This is a genomic window from Hydrogenophaga sp. (assembly GCF_036675665.1).
In the GTDB taxonomy this organism is placed as follows: domain Bacteria; phylum Pseudomonadota; class Gammaproteobacteria; order Burkholderiales; family Burkholderiaceae_C; genus Hydrogenophaga.
In genome coordinates, this window is the sequence record NZ_JAKFEO010000086.1 from 1 (window position 1) to 22996 (window position 22996).

At 65.6% G+C, this 22996-nt stretch carries 24 protein-coding genes, 3 tRNA genes and 1 pseudogene; 9 read left to right on the forward strand and 19 right to left on the reverse strand.

Translation table 11 applies throughout. The features are described from left to right. The 3 genes and pseudogenes from V6M63_RS20410 to V6M63_RS20420 all read left to right on the forward strand — a co-directional run. Positions 1-206, forward strand: a pseudogene (locus tag V6M63_RS20410) (adenosine deaminase); the annotation flags it as partial. Then, complete coding sequence (locus tag V6M63_RS20415) at positions 203-703, forward strand: methylated-DNA--[protein]-cysteine S-methyltransferase (RefSeq protein ID WP_332744871.1); 501 nt, start codon at positions 203-205, stop codon at positions 701-703. The pseudogene V6M63_RS20410 and the gene V6M63_RS20415, both read left to right, overlap by 4 nt. A gap of 97 nt (positions 704-800) precedes the next feature. Then, positions 801-1712 (forward strand): DMT family transporter, encoded by a 912-nt coding sequence (locus V6M63_RS20420; RefSeq protein WP_332744873.1) that lies wholly within the window; start codon positions 801-803, stop codon positions 1710-1712. 58 nt (positions 1713-1770) lie between these two features. Here V6M63_RS20420 and V6M63_RS20425 read toward each other — a convergent pair. From V6M63_RS20425 to folC, 9 genes are all read right to left on the reverse strand, one after another. Further along, positions 1771-1847, reverse strand: a tRNA-Asp gene (locus tag V6M63_RS20425). A 70-nt stretch (positions 1848-1917) separates the two neighbouring features. Continuing rightward, a tRNA-Glu gene (locus V6M63_RS20430) sits at positions 1918-1993 on the reverse strand. A 115-nt stretch (positions 1994-2108) separates the two neighbouring features. Beyond that, a tRNA-Ala gene (locus V6M63_RS20435) sits at positions 2109-2184 on the reverse strand. Positions 2185-2260: 76 nt separating this feature from the next. Next, positions 2261-3649 carry a glutamate--tRNA ligase gene (gltX, locus tag V6M63_RS20440; protein ID WP_332744874.1) on the reverse strand — a complete coding sequence of 463 codons (1389 nt, stop codon included), beginning with the start codon at positions 3647-3649 and terminating at the stop codon, positions 2261-2263. A gap of 1 nt (position 3650) precedes the next feature. Continuing rightward, positions 3651-4856 carry an O-succinylhomoserine sulfhydrylase gene (locus V6M63_RS20445; protein ID WP_332744876.1) on the reverse strand — a complete coding sequence of 402 codons (1206 nt, stop codon included), beginning with the start codon at positions 4854-4856 and terminating at the stop codon, positions 3651-3653. Between the two features lie 12 nt (positions 4857-4868). Continuing rightward, positions 4869-6374, reverse strand: a complete 1506-nt coding sequence (gene purF / locus V6M63_RS20450; RefSeq protein ID WP_332744878.1) for an amidophosphoribosyltransferase — start codon at positions 6372-6374, stop codon at positions 4869-4871. 32 nt (positions 6375-6406) lie between these two features. Next, complete coding sequence (locus V6M63_RS20455; RefSeq protein WP_332744880.1) at positions 6407-6892, reverse strand: CvpA family protein; 486 nt, start codon at positions 6890-6892, stop codon at positions 6407-6409. 22 nt (positions 6893-6914) lie between these two features. Then, positions 6915-7553 (reverse strand): SPOR domain-containing protein, encoded by a 639-nt coding sequence (locus V6M63_RS20460; RefSeq protein WP_332744882.1) that lies wholly within the window; start codon positions 7551-7553, stop codon positions 6915-6917. 147 nt (positions 7554-7700) lie between these two features. Next, positions 7701-9050, reverse strand: a complete 1350-nt coding sequence (gene folC, locus V6M63_RS20465; RefSeq protein WP_332744884.1) for a bifunctional tetrahydrofolate synthase/dihydrofolate synthase — start codon at positions 9048-9050, stop codon at positions 7701-7703. A 58-nt stretch (positions 9051-9108) separates the two neighbouring features. Here folC and V6M63_RS20470 point away from each other — a divergent pair, with 58 nt between their 5' ends. The 3 genes from V6M63_RS20470 to argG all read left to right on the forward strand — a co-directional run bounded on the left by V6M63_RS20470 (position 9109) and on the right by argG (position 11179). After that, on the forward strand, positions 9109-9453 hold the full coding sequence (locus V6M63_RS20470) for an ArsC family reductase (RefSeq protein WP_332744885.1): 345 nt from the start codon (positions 9109-9111) through the stop codon (positions 9451-9453). 70 nt (positions 9454-9523) lie between these two features. Beyond that, positions 9524-9841, forward strand: a complete 318-nt coding sequence (ppnP, locus tag V6M63_RS20475; protein WP_332744887.1) for a pyrimidine/purine nucleoside phosphorylase — start codon at positions 9524-9526, stop codon at positions 9839-9841. A gap of 6 nt (positions 9842-9847) precedes the next feature. Then, positions 9848-11179: an argininosuccinate synthase gene (gene argG, locus V6M63_RS20480; RefSeq protein ID WP_332744889.1), complete on the forward strand. Its 1332-nt coding sequence runs from the start codon at positions 9848-9850 to the stop codon at positions 11177-11179. Between the two features lie 311 nt (positions 11180-11490). Here argG and murB read toward each other — a convergent pair whose 3' ends face one another. Then, positions 11491-12540, reverse strand: a complete 1050-nt coding sequence (gene murB / locus V6M63_RS20485) for a UDP-N-acetylmuramate dehydrogenase (protein ID WP_332744891.1) — start codon at positions 12538-12540, stop codon at positions 11491-11493. 40 nt (positions 12541-12580) lie between these two features. On the opposite strand from murB, the gene V6M63_RS20490 reads away from it, so the two are divergent. Further along, positions 12581-13066: a YajQ family cyclic di-GMP-binding protein gene (locus tag V6M63_RS20490; protein ID WP_159607562.1), complete on the forward strand. Its 486-nt coding sequence runs from the start codon at positions 12581-12583 to the stop codon at positions 13064-13066. A 24-nt stretch (positions 13067-13090) separates the two neighbouring features. Further along, positions 13091-13717: a retropepsin-like aspartic protease family protein gene (locus V6M63_RS20495; protein WP_332744897.1), complete on the forward strand. Its 627-nt coding sequence runs from the start codon at positions 13091-13093 to the stop codon at positions 13715-13717. A gap of 90 nt (positions 13718-13807) precedes the next feature. Here V6M63_RS20495 and V6M63_RS20500 read toward each other — a convergent pair whose 3' ends face one another. The 4 genes from V6M63_RS20500 to V6M63_RS20515 form a co-directional block, all read right to left on the reverse strand. Next, a complete protein-coding gene (locus V6M63_RS20500; protein ID WP_332744899.1) occupies positions 13808-14176 on the reverse strand; it encodes a RidA family protein in 369 nt (122 codons plus the stop codon). Then, positions 14173-14802, reverse strand: a complete 630-nt coding sequence (gene plsY, locus V6M63_RS20505) for a glycerol-3-phosphate 1-O-acyltransferase PlsY (RefSeq protein ID WP_332744901.1) — start codon at positions 14800-14802, stop codon at positions 14173-14175. The genes V6M63_RS20500 and plsY overlap by 4 nt, the downstream gene beginning before the upstream one ends. Before the next feature lie 65 nt (positions 14803-14867). Then, the gene (locus tag V6M63_RS20510; protein ID WP_332744903.1) at positions 14868-15359 is read right to left on the reverse strand and encodes an aminoacyl-tRNA deacylase; all 492 of its coding nucleotides are present in this window, start codon (positions 15357-15359) and stop codon (positions 14868-14870) included. A gap of 8 nt (positions 15360-15367) precedes the next feature. Beyond that, positions 15368-16420: an aldo/keto reductase gene (locus tag V6M63_RS20515; RefSeq protein ID WP_332744906.1), complete on the reverse strand. Its 1053-nt coding sequence runs from the start codon at positions 16418-16420 to the stop codon at positions 15368-15370. Positions 16421-16600: 180 nt separating this feature from the next. Between V6M63_RS20515 and V6M63_RS20520 the strand changes: the two genes are divergently transcribed. Continuing rightward, entirely contained in the window at positions 16601-17272 is a 672-nt protein-coding gene (locus V6M63_RS20520) for an OmpA family protein (protein ID WP_332744908.1), read from the forward strand. Between the two features lie 233 nt (positions 17273-17505). Here the strand turns inward: V6M63_RS20520 and V6M63_RS20525 are convergent, their stop codons facing one another. From V6M63_RS20525 to V6M63_RS20545, 5 genes are read right to left on the reverse strand one after another with little or no spacing between them, the layout of a single operon-like run. Beyond that, positions 17506-18960, reverse strand: coding sequence for a gamma-aminobutyraldehyde dehydrogenase (locus tag V6M63_RS20525; RefSeq protein WP_442909626.1), 1455 nt, complete (start codon positions 18958-18960; stop codon positions 17506-17508). A 34-nt stretch (positions 18961-18994) separates the two neighbouring features. Then, complete coding sequence (locus V6M63_RS20530; protein WP_332744910.1) at positions 18995-19801, reverse strand: ABC transporter permease; 807 nt, start codon at positions 19799-19801, stop codon at positions 18995-18997. Further along, positions 19791-20747 (reverse strand): ABC transporter permease, encoded by a 957-nt coding sequence (locus V6M63_RS20535; protein WP_332744912.1) that lies wholly within the window; start codon positions 20745-20747, stop codon positions 19791-19793. Before V6M63_RS20535 ends, V6M63_RS20530 begins: the two co-directional genes overlap by 11 nt. Further along, a complete protein-coding gene (locus tag V6M63_RS20540; protein WP_332744914.1) occupies positions 20744-21763 on the reverse strand; it encodes an ABC transporter ATP-binding protein in 1020 nt (339 codons plus the stop codon). Before V6M63_RS20540 ends, V6M63_RS20535 begins: the two co-directional genes overlap by 4 nt. Before the next feature lie 4 nt (positions 21764-21767). Next, complete coding sequence (locus V6M63_RS20545) at positions 21768-22955, reverse strand: ABC transporter substrate-binding protein (RefSeq protein WP_332744916.1); 1188 nt, start codon at positions 22953-22955, stop codon at positions 21768-21770. Between the last annotated feature and the right edge of the window lie 41 nt (positions 22956-22996).

Consider the following 22996-nt stretch of genomic DNA (forward strand, 5'->3'; position numbering starts at 1 on the left):
ACATCGCCATGCGCGCCCTGCGCTGGCCCGATGCCTTTCCCGCCGGCGACGTCGCGCTGCACAAGGCGATGGGCGTGCAGGCACTCAAGCACCCGGCCCGCGAGGCCGAAGCCGCCTCGCTCGCCTGGAAACCCTGGCGCAGCTACGCCGTCCTCCGGGCCTGGTCGGCAGGCCAGGTCGCCTCACCCACAGGAGCATCCGCATGAAACACGATCCCCTCACTGTTTTCACTGCATGGCAAGGCCCGCTTGGCGCCATGACACTGGCGGCGACGCCGCGGGGCCTGAGCGGCGTGTGGTTCGATGGCCAGCGCCACGGGCCCGACACCTCGGCCTGGCACCGTGATCCTGGGCATCCCGTGCTGCAGCGCGCCATCGAACAACTCACTCAGTACTTCGCGGGGCAACGCCAGGTCTTTGACCTGCCGCTGGACCTGAGCGCGGGCACGCCCTTCCAGCAAGAGGTGTGGCAGGCGCTGCTGGGCATCGCCCCCGGCGCCACCACCAGTTACGGCGGACTGAGCCAATCGATCGGCAAGCCCGCCGCCGTGCGCGCCCTGGGCGCCGCGGTGGGCCGCAACCCGGTCAGCGTCGTGGTGCCCTGCCACCGCGTGCTGGGCGCCGATGGTTCGCTCACCGGCTACGCGGGTGGGCTCGATCGCAAGACCGCGCTGCTGTCGCTCGAAGGCGCACGCTTGCTGTGAAGCGCCGGACATTGAGTCGATTCGCGCATCAATGCCACACCCATCCGGCATCAATGCCACTGCTGCGCGCCCGGGCACCCATGCATACTTTCACGCCATGAACCCCCTCCTCGCTCTCGAATTCGTCCTGCTGGCCGCCCTGTGGGGTGCGTCCTTCCTGTTCACGCGCCTGGGCGCGGCCGAGCTTGGCGCACTGCCCACCGCCGGCATGCGCGTGGCGCTTGCCGCGCTGTTCCTGCTGCCGGTTTTCCTGATCAAGGGTGTCTGGGCGGATTTCCGTGCGCGCGCCAAACCCATCCTCTTCGTCGGCCTGCTCAACTCGGGCATTCCGTTTGCGCTGTTCGCCTATGCGGTGCTGCACATCACGACCGGGCTCAGCTCCATCCTCAACGCCACCGTGCCGCTCTCGGGCGCGCTGGTGGCGTGGCTCTGGCTCAAGGACCGTCCCGGCGGCTCGCGCATGCTGGGCCTGGCCATCGGCTTTGCCGGGGTCACCCTGCTGGTGATCGGCAAGTCCGGCTTCAGCGCCACGGGCGTGGCCGGAGCGGGCTCGTCCGGCACCACGCTGGTGGCCATGGGCGCCTGCCTGCTGGCCACCCTGTGCTACGGCATCGCCGCGAGCTTCACCAAGCGCTACCTCACCGGCGCCCACCCACTGGCCACGGCCACCGGCAGCCAGATCGGCGCGGCCCTGGGCCTGGCCATTCCCACCATCTGGCTCTGGCCCAACCAGCCGGTGAGCGCCACCGCCTGGGGCGCGATCGCAGCGGTCGCCCTGCTGTGCACGGCCATCGCCTACATCCTCTTCTTCCACATCATCGAAAAGGCCGGCCCGAGCCGCGCGCTGACGGTGACCTTTCTCGTACCCGTGTTCGCCCTGGTGTACGGTGCGGTGTTCCTCAGCGAAACCATCACGCCCTGGATGATCGGCTGTGGCCTGGTGATCATCTGCGGCACCGCGCTGTCGACCGGGCTGGTGCGCCTGGGCTGGCTGGAACGAGCAACCTGACCAGACAGACGAAAAAAAATCACCGGGGTCTTGCGACCACGGTGATTTGATTCATGACTGGCGGAGTGGACGGGGCTCGAACCCGCGACCCCCGGCGTGACAGGCCGGTATTCTAACCAACTGAACTACCACTCCTGGTAGATGGCGTTCGTTCTTGCGAACCAAGTGCCAACCACTTGTGCCTGAGTTGCCTTGTGGCAAATTCTGGCGACCCTACGGGGATTCGAACCCCGGTACTCACCGTGAAAGGGTGATGTCCTAGGCCTCTAGACGATAGGGTCAAAACCTTGGGACCAACCGAAACGCGACTCTCTGCACCGCGTTTTTTGGAACTTCGAATTGTAGCATTGGAAGGTGGTGTTCCTTCTTCAGCTGCGCCTCGCAGTCCCTGATTTTTGGTGGAGGTAAGCGGGATCGAACCGCTGACCTCTTGCATGCCATGCAAGCGCTCTCCCAGCTGAGCTATACCCCCACAGGGTTTGTTGATCTGCTTCGCTGTTTTGAATCAGCGCTGCATTTCAGCAAGCCTCAAATTATAGGCGATTTTTTTATGCGTTCTGCAAACGGTCCAAGACCGTTTGACGATTCTGCAGTTCCAGCACGGCATCGAGCGATGGCGTCTGGGCCGTGCCCATCACCAGAACACGCACCGGCATGGCAATCTGAGGCATCTTCAGGCCGTGCGCCGTGAGCACTTCCTTGATGGCAGTCGAGATGCCGGCTTTGTCCCAAACCGCGTCGCCGAGCTTGCCCGCCAGCGCGGCCAGCGCCGGACGCACCGCGTCGGTCACGTGTTGCGCACGTTCGTCCGCGTTGGGCGTGATGTCGGTGTAGAACGCCTTGGCCCAATGGGCCAGCGCCACGGTGGTGTCGCAGCGGTCCTTGAACAGGCCGCAGATGCGTGGCAGGCGGTCATCCACCGCAATGCCTTGCCATTTGAGCTGCTCGGCCACCAGCGGCGCCAGCGCATCGTCGGCCATGGCTTTCAGGTGTTGGGCATTGACCCAGCGCAGTTTGGCATCGTCGAACTGCGCGGCGCTGCGGCCCAGGTGGTCCAGATTGAACCACTCAAGAAACTGCGCGCGGCTGAAAATCTCGTCGTCGCCGTGGCTCCAGCCCAGTCGCGCGAGGTAGTTCACCATGGCGTCGGGCAGGTAGCCTTCGTCGCGATACTGCGTGACGGGCTTGGCGCCGTTGCGCTTGCTCATTTTCTCGCCCTGCTCGTTGAGCACGGTGGGCAGGTGGGCGTAGATCGGCGGCTCTTTGCCAAGCGCGCGAAAGATGTTGATCTGGCGCGGCGTGTTGTTCACATGGTCGTCGCCCCGGATCACATGGGTGATGGTCATGTCGATGTCGTCGACGACCACGCAGAAGTTGTAGGTCGGCGTGCCGTCAGGTCGTGCGATCACGAGGTCGTCGAGCTCGTCATTGCTGATCTCGATGCGACCCTTGACCTTGTCGTCCCAGGCCACCACGCCGCCCTGCGGGTTCTTGAACCGCAGCACGGGCTTCACACCTTCGGGCACTGGCGGCAAGGTTTTGCCGGGCTCGGGCCGCCATGTACCGTCGTAGCGCGGCTTCTCCTTGGCGGCCATCTGTGCCTCGCGCAGCGCGTCGAGTTCGGCCACGCTCATGTAGCAGGGGTACACCAGGCCGGCAGTCACCATGTCGGCGAGCACGGCCTTGTAGCGGTCCATGCGCTGCATTTGGTAGAACGGGCCTTCGTCGTGGTCCAGGCCCAGCCACTTCATGCCTTCGATGATCACATCCACCGCGGCCTGCGACGAGCGCTCGAGATCGGTGTCTTCGATGCGGAGGATGAAGGTGCCGCCGGTGGAACGCGCGAACGCCCACGGGTAGAGCGCCGAACGGATGTTGCCGAGGTGGATGAAGCCGGTGGGCGAAGGTGCGAAGCGGGTGCGGACGTTGGTGGTCATGTCAGAGAGTGAGAAGTCCGCGGTCAAGGTCGGTCTGGATGTCGTCAATGTGCTCGAGCCCAACCGCAACGCGGATCAGGCCCTGCACCACACCCGCGGTCTGCCGCTGCGCTTCGGTCAGGCGGCCGTGGGAGGTGCTGGCGGGATGCGCCAGCAGGGTCTTGGTGTCGCCCAGGTTGGTGGAGAGAGACATCACCTGCAGTGAGTCGAGCACATGAAAGGCGCGCACGCGCGCCTGCTCGGCATCACCCGCCTTGACCTCGAACGAGAGCACGGCGCCGCCGCACCCCGACTGCTGTGCCATCGCCAGCGCGTGCTGCGGATGGCTGGAGAGCCCGGGGTAATGCACGCGCGCCACGGCGGGATGGTCTTGCAGCCATTGCGCGAGCTGAAGCGCGCGGGCCGACTGCGCCTGCATGCGGATGTCCAGCGTCTCCAGGCCCTTGAGCACCACCCAGGCGTTGAACGGTGCGAGCGTCATGCCCGCGCTCTTGAGCACTGGCAGAAAGGTCTTGGTCACCAGCTCCTGGCTGGCGCACAGGGCCCCGGCCATCACGCGGCCCTGGCCGTCGAGGTACTTGGTGCCTGAGTGCATGACGATGTCGGCACCCAACTTCATCGGCAACTGCAGGGCTGGCGTGGCAAAGCAGTTGTCCACGCACAGCAGCGCGCCGGCGGCGTGCGCAATGTCGGCCAACGCGCGGATGTCGCACACCTCGGTCAGCGGGTTGGTCGGTGTCTCGGCGAACATCAGCTTGGTGTTCGGCTTGACAGCGGCCTTCCAGGCGACGACATCGGTCTGCGACACGAAGCTGGACTCGACACCGAACTTGGCGAGATCGGTGCCGATCAGCTTGATCGTGGAGCCGAACATGGAGTGCGAACAGATCACGTGGTCGCCGGCCTTGAGCACGCCCATGCACATCATGAGGATGGCCGACATGCCCGAGGCGGTGGAGATGCAGGCCTCGGCGCCTTCGAGCGCGGCCAGCCGCTGCTCGAAACTGGCGACCGTGGGGTTGCCGTAGCGGCCGTAGGTGAAGCCTTCTTCGTCGCCGGCAAAGCGGCGAGCGGCCGCTTCGGCGCTGGGTTGCACGTAACCGCTGGTGAGGTACAGGGCTTCGGAGTTTTCGCCGTACTGGCTTCGTTCGACAGCTTCGCGCACGGCCAGCGTGTCGCGGTGCAGGCCGGTTTTCTTCTGGGTCATCGGCAGTGACTTTCAGGCGACCTGTGCGTTGGGCAGGGCCAGGCGCGAGGTGTCTTCTTCGCCCTCTTCGCTGGTGTCGCGCCCGGCGTTCAGACGAGCGATGTCGGCCAGCGTGATGTCGCCGGTGACGTACACGCCGTCAAAGCACGACGCATCAAAACCGGCGAGCCTGGGATTGAGCGAGCCGATGGCCTGTTTCATCGCGTCCACGTCCTGGTAGATCAGGGCATCGCAACCGATGCTCTCGCGCACCTCGTCGACCGTGCGGTTGTGCGCCACGAGTTCGTCGGGCGTGGGCATGTCGATGCCATAGACGTTGGGGTAGCGCACCGGCGGCGCGGCGCTGGCCAGATACACCTTGCGGGCACCGGCATCGCGCGCCATCTGCACGATCTCGCGGCTGGTGGTGCCGCGCACGATGGAGTCGTCCACCAGCAGCACATTGCGGCCTTTGAACTCGCTGCCGATCACGTTGAGCTTCTGGCGCACCGACTTCTTGCGCACACCCTGGCCGGGCATGATGAAGGTGCGGCCCACGTAGCGGTTTTTCACGAAACCTTCGCGGTACGGCAGGCCCAGCAACTGGGCCAGCTCCATGGCGCTGGGGCGTGACGATTCGGGGATGGGAATGACCACGTCGATCTCGCTCGGTGGCACGGTGGACACCACGCGCTTGGCCAGGGTCACGCCCATGTTCAGACGGGCCTGATACACCGAGATACCGTCGAGCACCGAATCGGGCCGGGCCAGGTACACGTATTCGAAGATGCAGGGGTTGTGACTGGTCTTCTCGGCGCACTGCTGGAACTGCATCTTGCCGTCCATGTCGACGAACACCGCTTCACCTGGCAGCACGTCGCGGTCCAGTTCGAAGCCGTTGCCCTCCAGCGCCACCGATTCGCTGGCCACCATCACCCCGCCCTGGTCGTTGTGGCCCACGCACAGCGGGCGGATGCCGAATGGGTCGCGGAACGCCAGCAGGCCATGGCCTGCGATCAGCGCCACCACGGCATACGAACCCTTGACGCGCTGGTGCACGCCGCGCACGGCGGCAAACACGTCGGCCGGTTTCAGGGTGATGCCGCGCGTGACCTTCTCCAGCTCGTGCGCCAGCACGTTGAGCAACACCTCGGAGTCGCTCTCGGTGTTGATGTGGCGGTGGTCGGTCTGGAACAGCTCCTGCTTCAATGCATGGGCGTTGGTCAGGTTGCCGTTGTGCACCAGCACCAGACCAAACGGCGCATTCACATAGAAAGGCTGCGCCTCTTCTTCACTGTAGGCGTTGCCGGCCGTGGGGTAGCGCACCTGGCCCAGCCCGCAGATGCCGGGCAGTGAACGCATGTTGCGGGTTCGGAACACATCGCGCACCATGCCCTTGGCCTTGTGCATGAAGAACTTGCGTCCCTGCTGGGTGACGATGCCCGCCGCATCCTGGCCGCGGTGCTGCAGGAGCAGCAAGGCGTCGTAAATCAGCTGATTGACTGGCGTTTTGCTGACCACGCCCACGATTCCACACATGTTTCGATCCTCAGAAAAAACTCAAGCGCTTTTCAAGCGATATATCGGGCCACGGGCTCAGGTAACAAGGGCTTGATGGCGTGCAGCGTGGCCACCAGCACATCGGCCCCCGCCGACGCCTGCCACCACCGCGCATCCCGCATCGGCGACATGCTCGCCACCACTGCAAAGGCCAGCAGCATCACCACGCCGCGCGCCAGACCAAAGGCACCGCCCAGAATCCGGTCCACCGGCCGCAAGCCGACCGACGCCACCAGCTTCTTGACCATCCACGCGAGCAGGCCACCCGCGAACGCCACTGCGATGAACACCAGCACAAAGCCCGCGGCCAACTGAAGTGGTGGCGAAAGGCCGTCCAGCGGCAGCATCGCGGCCACCTCGTCGGCATAGGCCTGCGCCAGCACGAAGGCAGCCACCCAGCCCGCCACCGACAGCACCTCGTAGACCAGCCCACGCCACGCACCCAGCAACACCGACAACAACAACACTGCCAGCAGCAGCCAATCCATCAACACCATGCAGCCATCATCCGTTTGCTCCTCACAGCGTGAGGATGGCCGCGGGCAGACCCAGGGCCTTCACGCGGGCGGCGGCCTTGTCGGCCTCGGCACGGCTGGCATACGGCCCCAGACGCACACGGATGCGACGCCCCTCGGAGGTTTCGGCCACGTGGGTATAGGTTTTGAGCCCGGCGGCTTCCAGCTTCTGGCGCACCGAGCGGGCACCGGCTTCTTCAGAGAACGCGCCCACCTGCACCACCACGCGCTCAGCCGCACCGGTGACTGGCGCAGCCGAGGGCGAGGCCGCGGTCTTGTTTTCGAGCAGCGCACGCGCGCGCTCGGCCTCGGATGGCGCAGCGGGGGTCTTGGCAGGTTCGATGGCGGGTTTGGGCGTGGGTACAGCTTCAACCACCTCTTCGCGCGCACCGAGGGTGTCACGAGCTTCAACACTGGGAGCTGGCGGTTTGACCGCGGCAGGTGCTGCAGCGGCCGCTGGCGGCGCAACTGCCGCCACGGGCGCCTTCACGCTGGGAGCGGGTGTGTTTTTGGCCGGAATCTCGATCGGGATGTCGACCGAAATCGGGCGCGGCTGTGTGTCGAAAAGCAGCGGGAAACCCAGCACGCCCAGCAGCACCAGCACGCTGGCGCCGATCAGGCGGTGGCGCGCTCGGCGGCGCACGGCGTCAATGCTCTGCGGCGGAGGTGTCGATGGATTGCCCTGTGAGCCTGAACGGGATTTGAACATTCGGGTGGGAACCATTGCGCCAAAGGAGGCCTGGCGAGGGGCGCGACACTGAGTGAAGTCGGAAAAGCTCGATTGGCGGGGTCAGGAAGGCAGGTGTTTGGCCGACAAGCGGGGCACACCGTCCTGCAGAACCCCCCCCACGGTGAAGAACGATCCGAAGACCACGATTCTATCAGCGGGGTCAGCGTGGGACACCGCCGCCTGCAGCGCCTCCATGGGGTTGGCATGGCATCCCGCCACCGTGCATTTGGCGGTTGCGGGATGGGCCTTCAGGGTCTCGGCCAAGGTTGCGGCGGTGCTGGCCCGGGGCAGCGGCAGGTCGGTCAGGTGCCAGCGGTCGATCAGCGGAGCGATGCGCTCGATCATGGCGCCCAGGTCCTTGTCGGCCATGGCGCCGAACACGGCGTGGGTGGTGGGGTAGTAACCCATGGCGTCGAGGTTTTCAGTGAGCGCCGCCACCGAATGCGGGTTGTGCGCCACATCCAGCACCAGGGTGGGCGTGCCGGGCACGATCTGGAAACGCCCGGGCAACTCCACCAGCGCCAGGCCGTTGCGCACGGCCTGGGCCGTGACGGGCAACTTTGACCGCAGGGCCTCCAAGGCGCCAAGAACGCCCGAGGCATTCACCAACTGGTTGGCGCCGCGCAGCGCCGGGTAGGCCAGTCCGGCGTAACGGCGACCGCCATGCGAAGGATGCATGGCCCAGCCCCATTGCTGCTGGTCGCCGGCGAAATGGAAGTCCTTGCCGATGCGCCAGAGCTCGGCGCCGATCTCCAGGGCGCGGTCGAGCACGCTTTGCGGTGGCACCGGATCACTGACCACCACCGGCCGGCCGGTGCGCATGATGCCGGCCTTCTCGAAGCCGATGGTCTCGCGGTCATTGCCCAGCAAAGCCATGTGGTCCAGCGCGATGCAGGTGATGACGGCGCAGTCGGCGTCGATGATGTTCACCGCGTCCAGCCGCCCGCCCAGACCCACCTCCAGGATCGCCACATCCAGGCCGCTGCGCGAGAGCGTGCGCAGGATGGCCAGGGTGGTGAATTCGAAATAGCTCAGGCTGATTTCTTCGTCGCCGCCCTGCCCCTTGCGCGCCACTTCGACCTCGGCGAATGCCGGCAGAAGCTCTTCGGTGGCCACCGGTTCCCCGGCAACGCGGCAACGCTCCTCGAAATGCACCAGGTGCGGCGAGGTGTAGACGCCGGTGCGGTAACCCGACTGGGTGTACACCGCCTCCAGCATGGCGCAGGTGCTGCCCTTGCCGTTGGTGCCGGCCACGGTGATCACCGGGCAGGTGAGCGCCAGATCCATGCGCTGCGCCACGCGCTGCACGCGCTCCAGCCCCATGTCGATGGTGACCGGGTGCAGGCGTTCGGCATGCGCCAGCCATTCGGGCAGCGTGGTGGGGTGCGGCGGCAGTTCGATGTTGAGCATCGCTGGATTGTCCCATTGGCCACCAGTCCTTCACCTGCATCACCGACAATCCCGTTCCATGATCACCCTCCACGGCATCCCCAACTGCGACACCGTCAAGAAGGCCCGCTCCTGGCTGACCGAACACGGTGTGGAACACCGCTTCCACGATTTCAAGAAACAAGGCGTGCCCGAGGCCGAACTCGACCGCTGGTTGGTCGCGGTGGGCTGGGAAACCTTGATCAACCGCAAGGGAACGGCGTGGCGACAGCTCGACGAAGCCGTGCGGGCCGGCGTGACCAACGCAGCCAGCGCCCGGGCCGTGGCGCTGGCGAATCCGAGCGTGATCAAACGCCCGGTGGTTCAGTGGACCGACGGCATCACCGTGGGGTTTGACGCCGCAGTCTGGCAAGCGCGCCTCTGATCCCCGGCGGTCGCCCCACCCCCGCGGCCTAAAATCGCGGTTTCGTTTTTCGACTTCACCCCCCAGCACCATGAGCACCACCCAATTCGACGGCGTGACCGTCAACACCCAGGCCAGCGTGTACTTCGACGGCAAGTGCGTCAGCCACGGCATCACCTTCGCCGACGGCACGAAAAAATCGGTCGGCGTGGTGCTGCCCGCCACGCTCACCTTCAACACCGGCGCTCCGGAAATCATGGAATGCGTGGCCGGCGGTTGTGAATACAAGCTGGCCGGCACCGACGTCTGGCTCAAGTCCGGCCCGGGCGAGAAGTTCAGCGTGGCCGGCAACAGCAGCTTCGACATCCGCGTGACCGAGCCCTACCACTACATCTGCCATTTCGGCTGAACCCTCATGGCCACCATCCTCCAGAACCTCCCCACGCAGCAAAAAGTCGGCATCGCCTTCTCCGGCGGCCTCGACACCTCGGCAGCGCTGCTGTGGATGAAACAAAAGGGCGCAATCCCTTACGCCTACACCGCCAACCTCGGCCAGCCCGACGAGCCGGACTACGACGAGATCCCGCGCAAGGCCATGCAGTACGGCGCCGAGAAAGCACGCCTGATCGACTGCCGCACCCAGTTGGCGCACGAAGGCATTGCCGCGCTGCAGTGCGGCGCCTTCCACATCAGCACCGCGGGCGTGACCTACTTCAACACCACGCCGCTGGGCCGCGCCGTCACCGGCACCATGCTGGTGGCCGCCATGAAGGAGGACGACGTCAACATCTGGGGCGACGGCAGCACCTACAAGGGCAACGACATCGAGCGCTTCTACCGCTACGGCTTGCTGACCAACCCCAGCCTGAAGATCTACAAACCCTGGCTGGACCAGCTGTTCATCGACGAGCTCGGTGGGCGCGCCGAGATGAGCGCCTTCATGACGGCCAACGGCTTCGGCTACAAGATGAGTGCCGAGAAGGCCTACAGTACCGACAGCAACATGCTCGGTGCCACGCACGAAGCCAAAGATCTCGAGCACCTGAACAGCGGCATCAGCATCGTCAACCCGATCATGGGTGTGGCGTTCTGGAAAGACGAGGTGGTGGTCAAGCGCGAAACGGTGACGGTGCGCTTTGAAGAAGGCCAGCCCGTGGCGCTCAACGGCGAGACATTCGCCAGTCCGGTCGACCTGATCCTCAAGGCCAACGAGATCGGTGGCCGCCACGGCCTGGGCATGAGCGACCAGATCGAGAACCGCATCATCGAAGCCAAGAGCCGCGGCATCTACGAAGCCCCCGGCCTGGCGCTGCTGCACATCGCCTACGAGCGTCTGGTGACCGGCATCCACAACGAAGACACGATCGAGCAGTACCGCGTGAATGGCCTGAAGCTTGGCCGCCTGCTCTACCAGGGCCGCTGGTTCGACCCGCAGTCCATCATGTTGCGCGAGACGGCGCAGCGCTGGGTGGCACGCGCCATCACCGGCGAGGTCGCCATCGAGCTGCGTCGCGGCAACGACTACTCCATCATGAACACCGAGAGCGCGAACCTCACGTATGCGCCGGAACGCCTGAGCATGGAGAAGGTGGAAGACGCGCCATTCACGCCACTGGACCGCATCGGCCAGCTGACCATGCGCAACCTCGACATCACCGACACGCGCGCCAAGTTGGGCATCTACGCCAAGGCCGGTCTGCTGTCGTTGGGAGATGGGGCCAGCATGTTGAAGCTTGAGGGCGAGTAAGGCTCCTTCGTTGCCATTGCAGGCGTAGACCTCGCTGGATCGTTGCACTGCGGCGCTCTGCTCCGCGAATGTCCTCCGGACCGGCTGCGCCGGTCCTCCCCCTTGATTTCGCTGCGCAGAACGCCACAGCGCAACGATCTGAAGTGACGGTGGCGTTCAAACCTCGGCATGCAAGCACGGTGGTGGCCGACGCAGCGAAATCAAGGAGGAGGTGGCCGCAGGCCACCGGGGGACATTCGCGGAGTCGGTCGCCGCGCGTCACCGGGCAACGAAGCAACGCAGGCACGCGAGCGCAACGCAATCAGAAGCCGTCAAACAACGACAGGCTCTGTCTCCAGCAATATCCCGAAACGCTCGTACACACTGGTCTGGATCGCCTTGGCCAGCGTCATCACCTCGCCACCCGTCGCGCCCCCCCGGTTCACCAGCACCAGCGCCTGCCGCTCGTACACCCCCGCATTGCCAACGCCCTTGCCCTTCCAGCCACAGGCGTCGATCAACCAGCCTGCAGCCAACTTGATGCTGCCGTCGGCCATCGGGTAGTGAACCACCTTGGGCTCGCGCGCAATGATGTCGGCGCACTGCTCCGTGGTCACCGTCGGGTTCTTGAAAAAACTGCCCGCGTTGCCGATCACCGCCGGGTCCGGCAGCTTGGCGCGGCGGATCGCGCAGACCCAATCGAAGATCTGCTGCGCGTTCGGTGAGGAGATGCCGGTATCTGCCATCTTGCGATCCAGATCGGCATAGCCCAACACCGGCTTCCACGGCTTGGGCAGCCAGAAACGCACGTGCGTGATGAGTGCACGCCCCGCCAGACCCAGACCCTTGGCGCCCGCTGGCGCGTGCTTGAACACCGAATCCCGGTAGCCGAACCCGCATTGCGCCGCATTGAGTGTGAAGCTCTGGCCCGTCTGCAGGTCGATGGCGTCCAGCGCGCTGAAGCGGTCCTGCAACTCCACGCCGTAGGCACCGATGTTCTGCACCGGCGAGGCGCCCACGGTGCCAGGAATCAGCGCCAGATTCTCCAGACCCGGGTAACCCTGCTCCAGCGTCCAGCGCACGAAATCGTGCCAGTCTTCGCCGGCACCGGCCTCCACCACCCAACCCTTGGCGGTTTCCTCCACCAGGCGCCGCCCGGTGATCTCGACCTTGATCACCAACTGCTTGATGTCACCGGTGATCACCAGGTTGCTGCCGCCACCCAGCACGAAGGCCGGCGCGCCCGAGCCGGCGCGCACATCCTGGTCGGCCAGAAGCGCCAGCACGTCGTCCGTCGAGCGCACGCGCACCAGGCGCTGCGCACGGGCGACGATGCCAAAAGTGTTATATGGCTGGAGCGCCACGTTGTTCTCGACTACCATTCTTCAATTCTCTCATTCACCTTTTTGCAAGACCTCCAGCATGCCCTCTTTTGACACCGTTCTTGAAGCCGATTTCGTGGAAGTGAAAAATGCGGTCGACCAGGTTGCGCGCGAAATCGGAACCCGCTTTGATTTCAAAGGCACGAGCGCGGCCATCGAGCTCAAGGACAAGGAAATCATCCTGCACGGCGACGCCGACTTTCAGCTCCAGCAGATTGACGACGTGCTGCGGGGCAAACTCACCAAGCGCGGCGTGGACGCGCGCTTTCTCGACGTGGGCAAGGTGGAGAAGGTCGGCGGTGACAAGGTCAAGCAGGTGGTGAAGGTGCGCAACGGTGTCAGCACCGAAGACGGCAAGAAGATTCAACAGGCCATCAAGGGCAGCAAGCTCAAGGTGCAGGGCGCCATCCAGGGCGACGCGGTGCGTGTGACGGGTGCCAAGCGTGACGATCTGCAAGCGGCCATGGCGCTCATCAAGTCCGAACTCAAGGACCTGCCGCTCTCTTTCAACAATTTTCGCGACTGAGGTCTTGTGCGCCTCGTCGCTTGCATGCTCTGCGCACTGGCCATGCTGGCCGGTCCAGCCGCTGCACAACAGGTCGCGCTTTCGGGCGTGGCGGGTGGCAAGGCCCTGGTCACCATCGATGCAGCAGCACCGCGCTTCCTGAGCCCGGGGCAGGCACATCAGGGTGTGAAGCTGCTGAGCATGCAGGGCGAAACAGCGGTGATCGAGATCAATGGCCAGCGCCAGACCCTGCGCGTGGGCGAAGCGCCGGTCAGCCTGGGTCAGACGAAGACCGACGCGGGAACCAAACGCGTGGTGCTCACCGCCGACGCCCAAGGCCATTTCATGCCCCCCGGCCAGATCAATGGCCGGCAGGTCCAGTTCATGGTGGACACGGGTGCGACGCAGGTGATCCTGAGCGAATCGGACGCCAAGCGCATCAACCTCAAGTACGAGCAGGGTCGGAAAGTGAATGTAGCCACCGCCAACGGTGGAGTCATCGGGTATCAGGTGCGCCTGGATTCGGTGCGCATCGGCGAAGCACAGGTGTTCGACGTGACCGCCATCGTCCTGCCCCAGCCGATGGCCTTCGTGCTGCTGGGCAACAGTTTTCTCTCGCGCTTCCAGATGCAGCGCACCAACGACCAGCTCACGCTCGACCGACGGTATTAGCAGGGGGGACACCCCCGCGGCGCTTTGCGCCACCCCCTCAAGGGGGCAACACCTGAGGCCCGGCAAAGCCGGTTCCTCGGTGTTTCTGGATCACACCCTTTCGCCGGCCACGGCACCCGTCACCACGATCTCGATGCGCCACGCGGCATTCGCCAGCGCGGCCTGCACCGTCGCCCGTGGCGGGGCGGTGCCGGGCACGACCCAGGCATCCCACACTTCGTTCATCACGCCGATGTCCTGGATATCGGCCAGAAAAATCTGCGCTCGCAGGATGCGCGACTTGTCGCTGCCGGCCTCCAGCAGGCGCTGCTGCACCTGCTCCAGCACGTCCAGCGTCTGGCCTCGAATGTCGGTATCGCCTCGCTCGGGAACCATGCCCGCGAGGTAGACAACGCCGTTGAACACGGCCGCTTCGCTGTAGCGAGCGGCCACGCCGATGCGCGAGATGTGCTGACTCATGACTTCTTCGCCCCCAGCTTGCTTTCCTTGCCGGCCAGCAGCCGGTTGATGTTTTCCGAATGCCGCCACACCAACAGCAGGCCCATGACCGCGAGGCTCAGCACCATCACGCCCGGGGCGTTCCAGGCCACGCGGTGACCCAGCAGAAAGAACGCCGGCGCAAACACCGCAGTGACGATGGACGCAAGCGAGGAGTAGCGAAAGAAAAACGCGATGATCACCCAGGTGGCCAGCGCGGCCAACCCCAGCCAGGGCTGGAAGCCAAAGATCACGCCGGCTGCCGTGGCCACGCCCTTGCCGCCCTGAAAGCGGAAGAACACCGGATACAGGTGCCCCAGGAAGGCCGCAAGGCCGACCAGCGCCACCGTGCCGTCGCCCAGTCCGTAGGGCTCGCCCCACCACTTCACCACCACCACCGGCAGCCAACCCTTGAGTGCGTCGAGCAACAGCGTGATCACGGCGGCCACTTTGTTGCCGGAGCGCAGCACGTTGGTGGCGCCGGGGTTCTTGCTGCCATAGGTGCGCGGGTCGTTCAGACCCATGGACCGGCTCACGAGCACGGCAAACGAGAGTGAGCCGATCAGGTACGCGGCCACGGTGGCCAACAGGGGATAGAGCAATGGCAACGAAGTCTCCTCGGTGGTTCGTACCGCGCTCTGAAGGGCAAGAGCCGGCTGGATGAACGGGCTGGCTATTCTGCCAGCGCGCAATCCACAGGTTTCGCACCCAGAGGGCCGATGAGCACGGCCGGGTCGATGCCCACCAGATAACCGCGGCGCCCGCCGTTGATCCAGATGCGCGGCAGCCTCAACACCGAGGCTTCCACATAAATCGGCATGGCGCGCTTCAGGCCGAACGGCGACGTGCCGCCCACGAAGTAACCGCTGTGGCGGTTGGCCACCTCGGGCTTGCAGGGTTCGACCGACTTGGCGCCGATCTGCCGCGCCAGGTTCTTGGTCGACACCGTGCAATTGCCGTGCATCAACACCGCCAGCGGCTTGGCGGCCTCGTCCTGCATGATCAAGGTCTTCACCACGGCGAATGGGTCCAGCCCGAGCACCTGCGCACTGTGTTGCGCGCCACCGTGCTCCAGATACTCGTAGCCGTGCACGGTGAACACCACACCATGCGCCTTGAGCCAGGCAGTGGCCGGCGTTTCACTGACGTGGGATTTTTTGGCCAAGCGTCAGCTCACTGCGCTGGATCCCTGCGCTCCCATCGGATCTTGTCGATCTCGGTCAGCAACTCTGGCGACAGGGTGGTGCCCCAGGCGTCCAGGCATTCGTCGAGCTGGGTCAGCGTGGTCACGCCAATGATGGTGCTGGCCACGCGCCAGTTGGTGTAGCAGAAGGCCAGTGCCATCTGCGAAGGCGTGAGGCCATGCTCGCGTGCCAGGGCGTTGTAGCGGCGCGCCGCGTCCAGCGCTTCGGGCCGGCCCCAGCGCTGCTTGCGCATGGATTCAAAAATCGCCATGCGGCCGGCGTCGCCCACCAGACCGGTCTCGTCGTACTTGCCACTGAGCAGGCCGAAGCCCAGCGGCGAATAGGCCAGCAGCGACACACCCAGGCGATGGCAGGTTTCGTCCAACCCGTTCTCGTAACTGCGGTTGATCAGGCAATACGGGTTCTGCACCGTGGCCACGCGCGGCAAGCCGTGCTGCTCGGCCAGGCGCACGAACTCGTGCACACCGTAGGGGGATTCGTTGGACAGGCCGATGGCCTTGACCTTGCCCGCCTTCACCAGCTCGGCCATGGCCTCCAGTTGCTCCAGCACCGAGGCACAGGGCTTGTCCTTGGACGGATCGAAGGTCAGCACTCCAAACGCCGGCACATTGCGCGCGGGCCAGTGGATCTGGTAGAGGTCGATCGTCTCGGTTTGAAGACGGCGCAGGCTGTTTTCACAGGCCTTGATGATTTCTGCCTTGCTCACACCCGAGTTCTCACCCCGTATCCATGGCATGCCGCGCGATGGGCCCGCCACCTTGGTGGCCAGGACCACCTTGGCCCGAAGACTTGCATCCTTGGCAAACCAGTTGCCGAGGATGGTTTCCGTGGCGCCACAGGTCTCGGCGCGCGCCGGCACCGAATACATCTCGGCAGCATCGAGGAAGTTGATGCCGCGTTCGATCGAACGATCGAGGATGCTGTGCGCGTTGGTTTCATCGACCTGTTCACCGAACGTCATGGTGCCCAGACAGATCGGAGGGACTTGCAGCGCGCTCGCGCCCAATGGAACATTTTTCATGCAATTTTTTGTAAAGTCAGGATGGAAGTGATGCCAAAGCGATAGGTCAAGGTATAAGTTTAGAGCGCATCGGGTTGCGCCGCAGTCACCATCAACACACCCTTGCGCATGATGGTGCCGCCACCGCCCCGAAGCCGTCTGTCATTTCCATCCATCAACAACGCCAGTGGAGCACTGAACATGAATCAATTTACAAACATCACCCGTGGTCTGACCATCACCGCCCTGGCCGCCGCCATGGCACTCAGCGGCTGCGCCAACATGAGCGAAACCCAGACCGATTCGGCCAAGGGTGCCGGCATCGGCGCACTGGCTGGCGTGCTGCTGGGTGCTGCCACCGGTGGCTCCAAGGGTGCGGCCAAGGGCGCGGTCATCGGCGCTGGCGCTGGTGCCTTGGGCGGCTACATCTGGTCGACCAAGATGCAGGAACAGAAGCGCGCCATGGAAGCCGCCACCGCCGGCACCGGCATCGGCGTGAGCCAGACCTCTGACAACCGCCTCAAGCTGGACGTGCCGGCCGACGCGGGTTTTGCCACCGGCAGCTCGACCGTGAGCCCCACGCTGCAGCGCGTGCTGGGTCAGTTCGCCAACACGCTCAACGCCAACCCGGTGACCGCGATTGCCATCGTCGGCCACACCGACAGCACCGGCAGCGATGCGGTGAACAACCCGCTGTCGTTCAACCGCGCCAACAGCACGCGCGACTACCTCGTGGCCCGCGGCGTGTCGCCAGCCCGCTTCGCCACCGACGGCCGCGGTTCGCGCGAGCCGATCGCCGACAACAGCACGGCCGCTGGCCGCGCACAGAACCGCCGCGTCGAAATTTACGTGGCCGAGCCTGCACAGCAATAAGTGCACCCACGCTGCGCCGCTGCGCGGGTCGCAGCCCCCCGAGGGCGCTGATCCGCCTTGGGGCGGCCCGGCGGCGGATCGCATCCCCTCCGACCCCATCGAAGCCCGGCAATGCCGGGCTTTTTTGTTTCCGGAGAGCGCGCCCCCATCCAGAGACACCGAGGAACCGGCTCCGCCGGGCCTCAGGTGTCGCACCCTTCAGGGGGTCGCGCGCAGCGCGGCGGGGGGGTGCTTCACAACTTGGCCATGATGTGTCGCGCCACGGTGTAGTCCTCAAGCGCGTACATCGACATGTCCTTGCCGTAACCACTGGCCTTCATGCCGCCGTGCGGCATCTCGTTGGCCAACATGAAGTGGGTGTTGATCCACGTGCAGCCGTACTGCAGCTTGCGCGCCACGCGCAGCGCGCGCGACACATCCTGCGTCCAGACCGACGAGGCCAGGCCGTACTCGGAGTCGTTGGCCCAGGTCACGGCCTCGTCGGGGTCGGAGAAGCGCGTGATCGAGACCACCGGGCCGAACACCTCACGGCGCACGATCTCGTCGTCCTGGCGCGCGCCGGCGATCACCGTGGGCTCGTAGAAGAAACCGCTGCCCGCGCGCATCTTGCCGCCCGCCGTCACCTCCATGTGGCCCACCATCTGCGCGCGCTCCACGAAGCTGGCCACGCGATCGCGCTGGCGGTCAGTGATGAGCGGGCCGAGTTCCACGCCGGGTTCGTCCTGCGTTCCCATCTGGATCGACTTGACCGCGCTGCTCAGGTCGGCCACCAGGCGGTCGTACACCTTGGCGCCGGCGTAGAGGCGGCATGCCGCCGTGCAGTCCTGGCCGGCGTTGTAGTAGCCGAAGGTGCGGATGCCTTCCACCACGGCTTCGATGTCGGCGTCGTCGAACACCAGCACCGGCGCCTTGCCGCCGAGCTCCAGGTGCGTGCGTTTCAGGGTGCCAGTGGCGGCCTGCAGGATCTTGCGGCCGGTGGACACGTCACCGGTGAGCGACACCATGCGCACCAGCGGGTGTTCCACCAGCGGTTGACCCACGCTCGGGCCACGACCGCAGATCACGTTGAACACGCCCTTGGGCAATATCTCGGCGATCACGCGCGCGAGCATCAGCGTGGTCAGCGGCGTTTGCTCGCTGGGCTTGAGCACCACCGTGTTGCCGGCCGCGAGCGCGGGCGCGCACTTCCACGCGGCCATCATGAGCGGGTAGTTCCAGGGCGCGATCGAGCCAACCACGCCGATCGGATCGCGCCGGATCATGCTGGTGTGGCCCGGCAGGTACTCGCCGGCCACCGAGCCCGTCATGCAGCGCGCCGCGCCGGCGAAGAAGCGGAAGCAGTCGACGATGGCCGGGATCTCGTCCTCCAGCGCGCGCAGGTAGGGCTTGCCGCAGTTGAGCGACTCCAGGCGCGCGAACTGCTCGGCGCGCTGCTCGATCGCATCGGCCACCTTCAGCAGCAGGCGCGAGCGCTCCATCGGCGTGGTCTCACTCCAGGTGTCGAAGGCGCGGCTCGCGCCCAGCACCGCCTTGTGGATCTGCTCGTACGAGGCCTCGGGCACCTGCGCGATCACCTCGCCGGTGGCCGGGTTGAGCACGCGCTCGGCCTCGCCCTCGCCGGCCACGAACTGGCCGTCGATGAACAGCTCGGTCGACATCGGGACCTGGAAATCGGGTGTCTTTCCCATGGTGTTCTCCGTTGGGGTGGAAAGGGGAGCGGGCTCAGCGCCCGCCGGGTTGTTCGTCGGCGCGCGTGAGGTAGTACGCCGCCAGGATGGGGATGAAGGTGAGCGCGATGATGACCACGGCCACCACGTTGGTGACGGGCCTCTGGCGCGGGCGGATCAGTTCCTGCAGCATCCAGATCGGCAGCGTGGTCTGCTGGCCTGCGGTGAAGGTGGTCACGATGACCTCGTCGAAGCTGAGCGCGAATGCCAACAGGCCACCGGCCAGCAGGGCCGAGCCGAGCTGCGGCAGGATCACGTAGCGGATGGTCTGGAAGCTGTCGGCGCCCAGGTCCATCGAGGCCTCGATCAGCGAGGGGCTGGTGCGCCGCAGCCGCGCGACCGCGTTGTTGTAGACCACCACCACGCAGAAGGTGGCGTGGCCGACCACGATGGTCCAGAAGCTGAACGGAATCTCCATCGTGTGGTACGCCGTGCGCAGCGCGATGCCGGTGACGATGCCGGGCAGCGCGATCGGCAAGATGAGCAGCAGCGAGATCGCGTCGCGCCCGAAGAAGCGTGTGCGCGCCAGGCCCGCCGCGGCCAGCGTGCCCAGCACCATGGCCAGCGCCGTGGACACCAGCGCGACGCGGAACGACAGACCGATCGCGGCCCACACGTCCTCGCGCTCCCAGGCCGCGGCGAACCATTGCGTGGTGAGCGCGGGCGGTGGGAACACATAACTTTTGTCTTCCGCGCTGAAGGCGTACAGGATGATGAGCGCCAAAGGGATGTGCAGGAACAACACGCCCGCCCAGGTCGCGGCCTGCAGGCCCCAGCCGGCGCGGTTCGGGTCAGAGCGCATCGAATGCCCCCAGCCGTTTCGCGATCCAGAGGTAGACGCCGATCACCACGATGGGCACGAGCGAGAACGCGGCGGCGAACGGCACGTTGCCCGCCACGCCCTGCTGGCGGTACACCACCTGGCCGATGAACAGCGTGGAGTCGCCGATGACCTGCGGAATGATGTAGTCGCCCAGCGTGAGCGAAAAGGTGAAGATGGAACCGGCCGCGATGCCCGGCATGGCGAGCGGGAAGATCACCTGCCAGAAGGTGGTGCCGGCGCGCGCACCGAGGTCGCTCGAAGCTTCGAGCAGTGAGCCCGGGATGCGCTCGATCGCGGCCTGGATCGGCAGGATCATGAACGGCAGCCACATGTAGACGAACACAATGAAGGTGCCCAGGCGCGAGAACGAGAGCGAGTTGCCGCCGATGCCGGGCGTGGACAGCAGCGCATCGAGCAGCCAGGTCATGTGCACCTCGGCCAGCACCCAGGAGATCGCGCCCTCCTTGGCCAACAGCAGCTTCCATGCATAGAGGCGCACCAGGTAGCTGGACCACAGCGGCAGCATGACGGCGATGTAGAGCAGCGCCTTCTGCGGGCCGCGCGCGTAGCGCGCCATGGTGTAGGCGATGGGAAAAGCAATGAGACCGCAGGCCAGCGTGACGCTGATCGCCATGAGCACGGTGCGCAGCACCACGTCCACGTTGGCCGGGTCGGTCATCTCGCGGAAGTTGTTCAGCGAGAGCTGCGAGCGGTCCACCACGCCGGAAAATTCGTCGAGCGTGAAAAAGCTGTTGGCCAGCAGCGCGAACAGCGAGCCGAGATAGACCACGCCGAACCACAGCAGCGGCGGCCCGAGCAGCGCGGCCAGCAGCAGGCCTCGGCGCGTGTAGAGCAGGTCCGAGAGCCAGCGCAGCGCGCCTGTGCGTGGCAGCGCTGGCGTGGCCACGGGCAGCGCCACGCTCATGGTGCGGCCCCGGCGGTCTGCAGTGGGTGCACCGCGTCGGCCTGCCAGTGCAGGTGCACGGTGTCGCCCGGCGTGGGCAGCTCGGGGTGCTGCTCGGGGTTGAGGTCCACCGACACGGCCTCGCCGGCCCAGTCGACCCGCACACGCGAGAACGAACCGAAGTACTGCGCGTCGATCACCGCGCCGCTCAGGCGCGCTTGCGGCGATGCGCCGAGCCGGATGCGTTCGGGCCGCAGCATCACGCTGTCCACGCCCGCAATCTCGCGCGCCCGCGCACCGTCGAACACATTGGCCGCGCCCACGAACTCGGCCACAAAGCGCGTGGCCGGGCGGTTGTAGATGGCCTGCGGCACACCCACCTGTTCGAGACGGCCGTTGTTGAACACGCCGATGCGGTCGCTCATGGACAGCGCCTCGTGCTGGTCGTGCGTGATGAAGAGGAAGGTGATGCCCAGTTGCCGCTGCAGCGCCTTCAGTTCGGTCTGCATCTGCTCGCGCAGCTTCAGATCGAGTGCGCCCAGCGGTTCGTCGAGCAGCAGCACCTGCGGCTGGTTGATGAGCGCGCGCGCCAGCGCCACGCGCTGGCGTTGCCCGCCCGAGAGCTGACCGGGGCGGCGCGCGCCCACGCCCGACAGGCGCACCAGGTCCAGCATCTGCTCGGCACGGGCGTGGCGCGCGCTGCGCTCCACGCCCTGCACCATCAGGCCGTAGGCCACGTTGTCGCGAATGTTCATGTGCGGGAACAGCGCGTAGTCCTGGAACACGGTGTTGACCGGCCGCGCGTACGGCGGCAGGTGCGACACGTCCTGCCCGCCGATGAGGATGCGCCCCGAGGTCGGCAGCGTGAAGCCGCCGATCATGCGCAGGCAAGTCGTCTTGCCCGAGCCCGAGGGCCCGAGCAAGGTGAAGAACTCCCCGCCTTCGATGGTGAGGTCCACGTGATCGACAGCGCGCACGGTCTGTGCGCCGCTGCCGAACACGCAGGACACTCCCTCCAGGGTGACAGCAACCGTCATGTGATCAGCGACCTCCGAGGACCGCGATGTAGTCGGAGACCCATTTGTGGTACGGCACGCAAGCGTTGTTTTGAGAAGCGCACTTGCTCGTCGGCGTCTTCCAGAACGAGATGCGCTCGAAGCTGTTGTAGCCCTGGTTGGCGCAGCCCTGATCGGTCAGCAGCTTGTTGCCCTTGCAAGCCGCGGGCACGGCAGGCACCGAGCCGAACCAGGCCGCCAGATCGCCCTGCAGCTTGGTGTTGAGCGAGTGCTCCATCCACATGTAGGCGCAGTTCGGGTTCTTGGCCTCGGCGTGCAGCATGGTCGTGTCGGCCCAGCCGGTGGCGCCTTCGGTCGGCACCACGGTGGCCACCGGGCGGTTCTTGCTCTTGAGGATGTTGGCCATGAACTGCCAGCTGCTCGACGCCACCACGCCCTCGTTGGTGAAGTCGTCGATCTGCACGAAGGCGTCGTGCCAGTACTTGCCCACCAGCTTGCGCTGACCGCGCAGCAGATCGAGCGCGGCCTTGTACTGCGCTTCGTTGAGTTCGTAGGGGTCCTTGATGCCCAGCGCCGGGTTCTTCTTCATCAGGTAGAGCGCGGCGTCGGCGATGTAGATCGGACCGTCGAAGGCCTGCACGCGGCCCTTGTTGCTCTTGCCGTCGGGCAGCGTGGTCTCTTCGAACACCACGCTCCAGCTGGTCGGCGGCTTGTCCTTGAAGACGGTCGTGTTGTACATGAGCACGTTCCAGCCCCACTGGTAGGGCGTGCCGTAGTGGGTGTTGTTCACATAGTGCCAGGGCGCCTTCTGCAGGCGTGGGTCCACGGTCTTGTAGCTGGGGATCAGGTCCACGTTGATCGGCTGCACGCGCTTGCCGGCGATGAGGCGCATGGACGCGTCGCCCGAGGCGGTCACGAGGTCGAAACCACCCTCGTTCATCAGCGCCACCATCTCGTCGGAGGTGCCCGCCGTTTTGACGTTGACCTTGCAACTGGTCTTCTTCTCGAAGTCGGTCACCCAGTCGAAGGCCTTGTCGGTCTGGCCGCGTTCGATGTAGCCGGGCCACGCCACGATGTCCACCTGGCCTTCGCCCTTGCCCAGTTGCTTGAGGGCCGACTGCGCCTGCGCGGCGGGAGCCAGGGAGGCCAGGGTGAGGGCCGTCGTCACGAGACCCGCGACGGTGCGGGCAAGAGGGCGTTGTGCGAGTTTCATGGTCGATCACCTTCGGTTTGAGAACGGTTTTGTGAAACGCG

Excerpts from the sequence above, each read along its gene's own strand:
- V6M63_RS20500 (WP_332744899.1), bottom strand. The coding sequence starts at position 14,176 with ATGAGTCAGCACATCTCGCGCATCGGCGTGGCCGCTCGCTACAGCGAA.
- V6M63_RS20495 (WP_332744897.1), top strand. The coding sequence starts at position 13,091 with ATGCTCTGCGCACTGGCCATGCTGGCCGGTCCAGCCGCTGCACAACAG.
- murB (WP_332744891.1), bottom strand. The coding sequence starts at position 12,540 with ATGGTAGTCGAGAACAACGTGGCGCTCCAGCCATATAACACTTTTGGC.
- V6M63_RS20470 (WP_332744885.1), top strand. The coding sequence starts at position 9,109 with ATGATCACCCTCCACGGCATCCCCAACTGCGACACCGTCAAGAAGGCC.
- V6M63_RS20415 (WP_332744871.1), top strand. The coding sequence starts at position 203 with ATGAAACACGATCCCCTCACTGTTTTCACTGCATGGCAAGGCCCGCTT.
- folC (WP_332744884.1), bottom strand. The coding sequence starts at position 9,050 with ATGCTCAACATCGAACTGCCGCCGCACCCCACCACGCTGCCCGAATGG.
- V6M63_RS20490 (WP_159607562.1), top strand. The coding sequence starts at position 12,581 with ATGCCCTCTTTTGACACCGTTCTTGAAGCCGATTTCGTGGAAGTGAAA.
- V6M63_RS20530 (WP_332744910.1), bottom strand. The coding sequence starts at position 19,801 with ATGCGCTCTGACCCGAACCGCGCCGGCTGGGGCCTGCAGGCCGCGACC.
- V6M63_RS20455 (WP_332744880.1), bottom strand. The coding sequence starts at position 6,892 with ATGGTGTTGATGGATTGGCTGCTGCTGGCAGTGTTGTTGTTGTCGGTG.
- V6M63_RS20515 (WP_332744906.1), bottom strand. The coding sequence starts at position 16,420 with ATGAAAAATGTTCCATTGGGCGCGAGCGCGCTGCAAGTCCCTCCGATC.
- ppnP (WP_332744887.1), top strand. The coding sequence starts at position 9,524 with ATGAGCACCACCCAATTCGACGGCGTGACCGTCAACACCCAGGCCAGC.
- purF (WP_332744878.1), bottom strand. The coding sequence starts at position 6,374 with ATGTGTGGAATCGTGGGCGTGGTCAGCAAAACGCCAGTCAATCAGCTG.
- V6M63_RS20520 (WP_332744908.1), top strand. The coding sequence starts at position 16,601 with ATGAATCAATTTACAAACATCACCCGTGGTCTGACCATCACCGCCCTG.
- argG (WP_332744889.1), top strand. The coding sequence starts at position 9,848 with ATGGCCACCATCCTCCAGAACCTCCCCACGCAGCAAAAAGTCGGCATC.
- gltX (WP_332744874.1), bottom strand. The coding sequence starts at position 3,649 with ATGACCACCAACGTCCGCACCCGCTTCGCACCTTCGCCCACCGGCTTC.
- V6M63_RS20525 (WP_442909626.1), bottom strand. The coding sequence starts at position 18,960 with ATGGGAAAGACACCCGATTTCCAGGTCCCGATGTCGACCGAGCTGTTC.
- V6M63_RS20545 (WP_332744916.1), bottom strand. The coding sequence starts at position 22,955 with ATGAAACTCGCACAACGCCCTCTTGCCCGCACCGTCGCGGGTCTCGTG.
- V6M63_RS20420 (WP_332744873.1), top strand. The coding sequence starts at position 801 with ATGAACCCCCTCCTCGCTCTCGAATTCGTCCTGCTGGCCGCCCTGTGG.
- V6M63_RS20445 (WP_332744876.1), bottom strand. The coding sequence starts at position 4,856 with ATGACCCAGAAGAAAACCGGCCTGCACCGCGACACGCTGGCCGTGCGC.
- V6M63_RS20540 (WP_332744914.1), bottom strand. The coding sequence starts at position 21,763 with ATGACGGTTGCTGTCACCCTGGAGGGAGTGTCCTGCGTGTTCGGCAGC.
- V6M63_RS20535 (WP_332744912.1), bottom strand. The coding sequence starts at position 20,747 with ATGAGCGTGGCGCTGCCCGTGGCCACGCCAGCGCTGCCACGCACAGGC.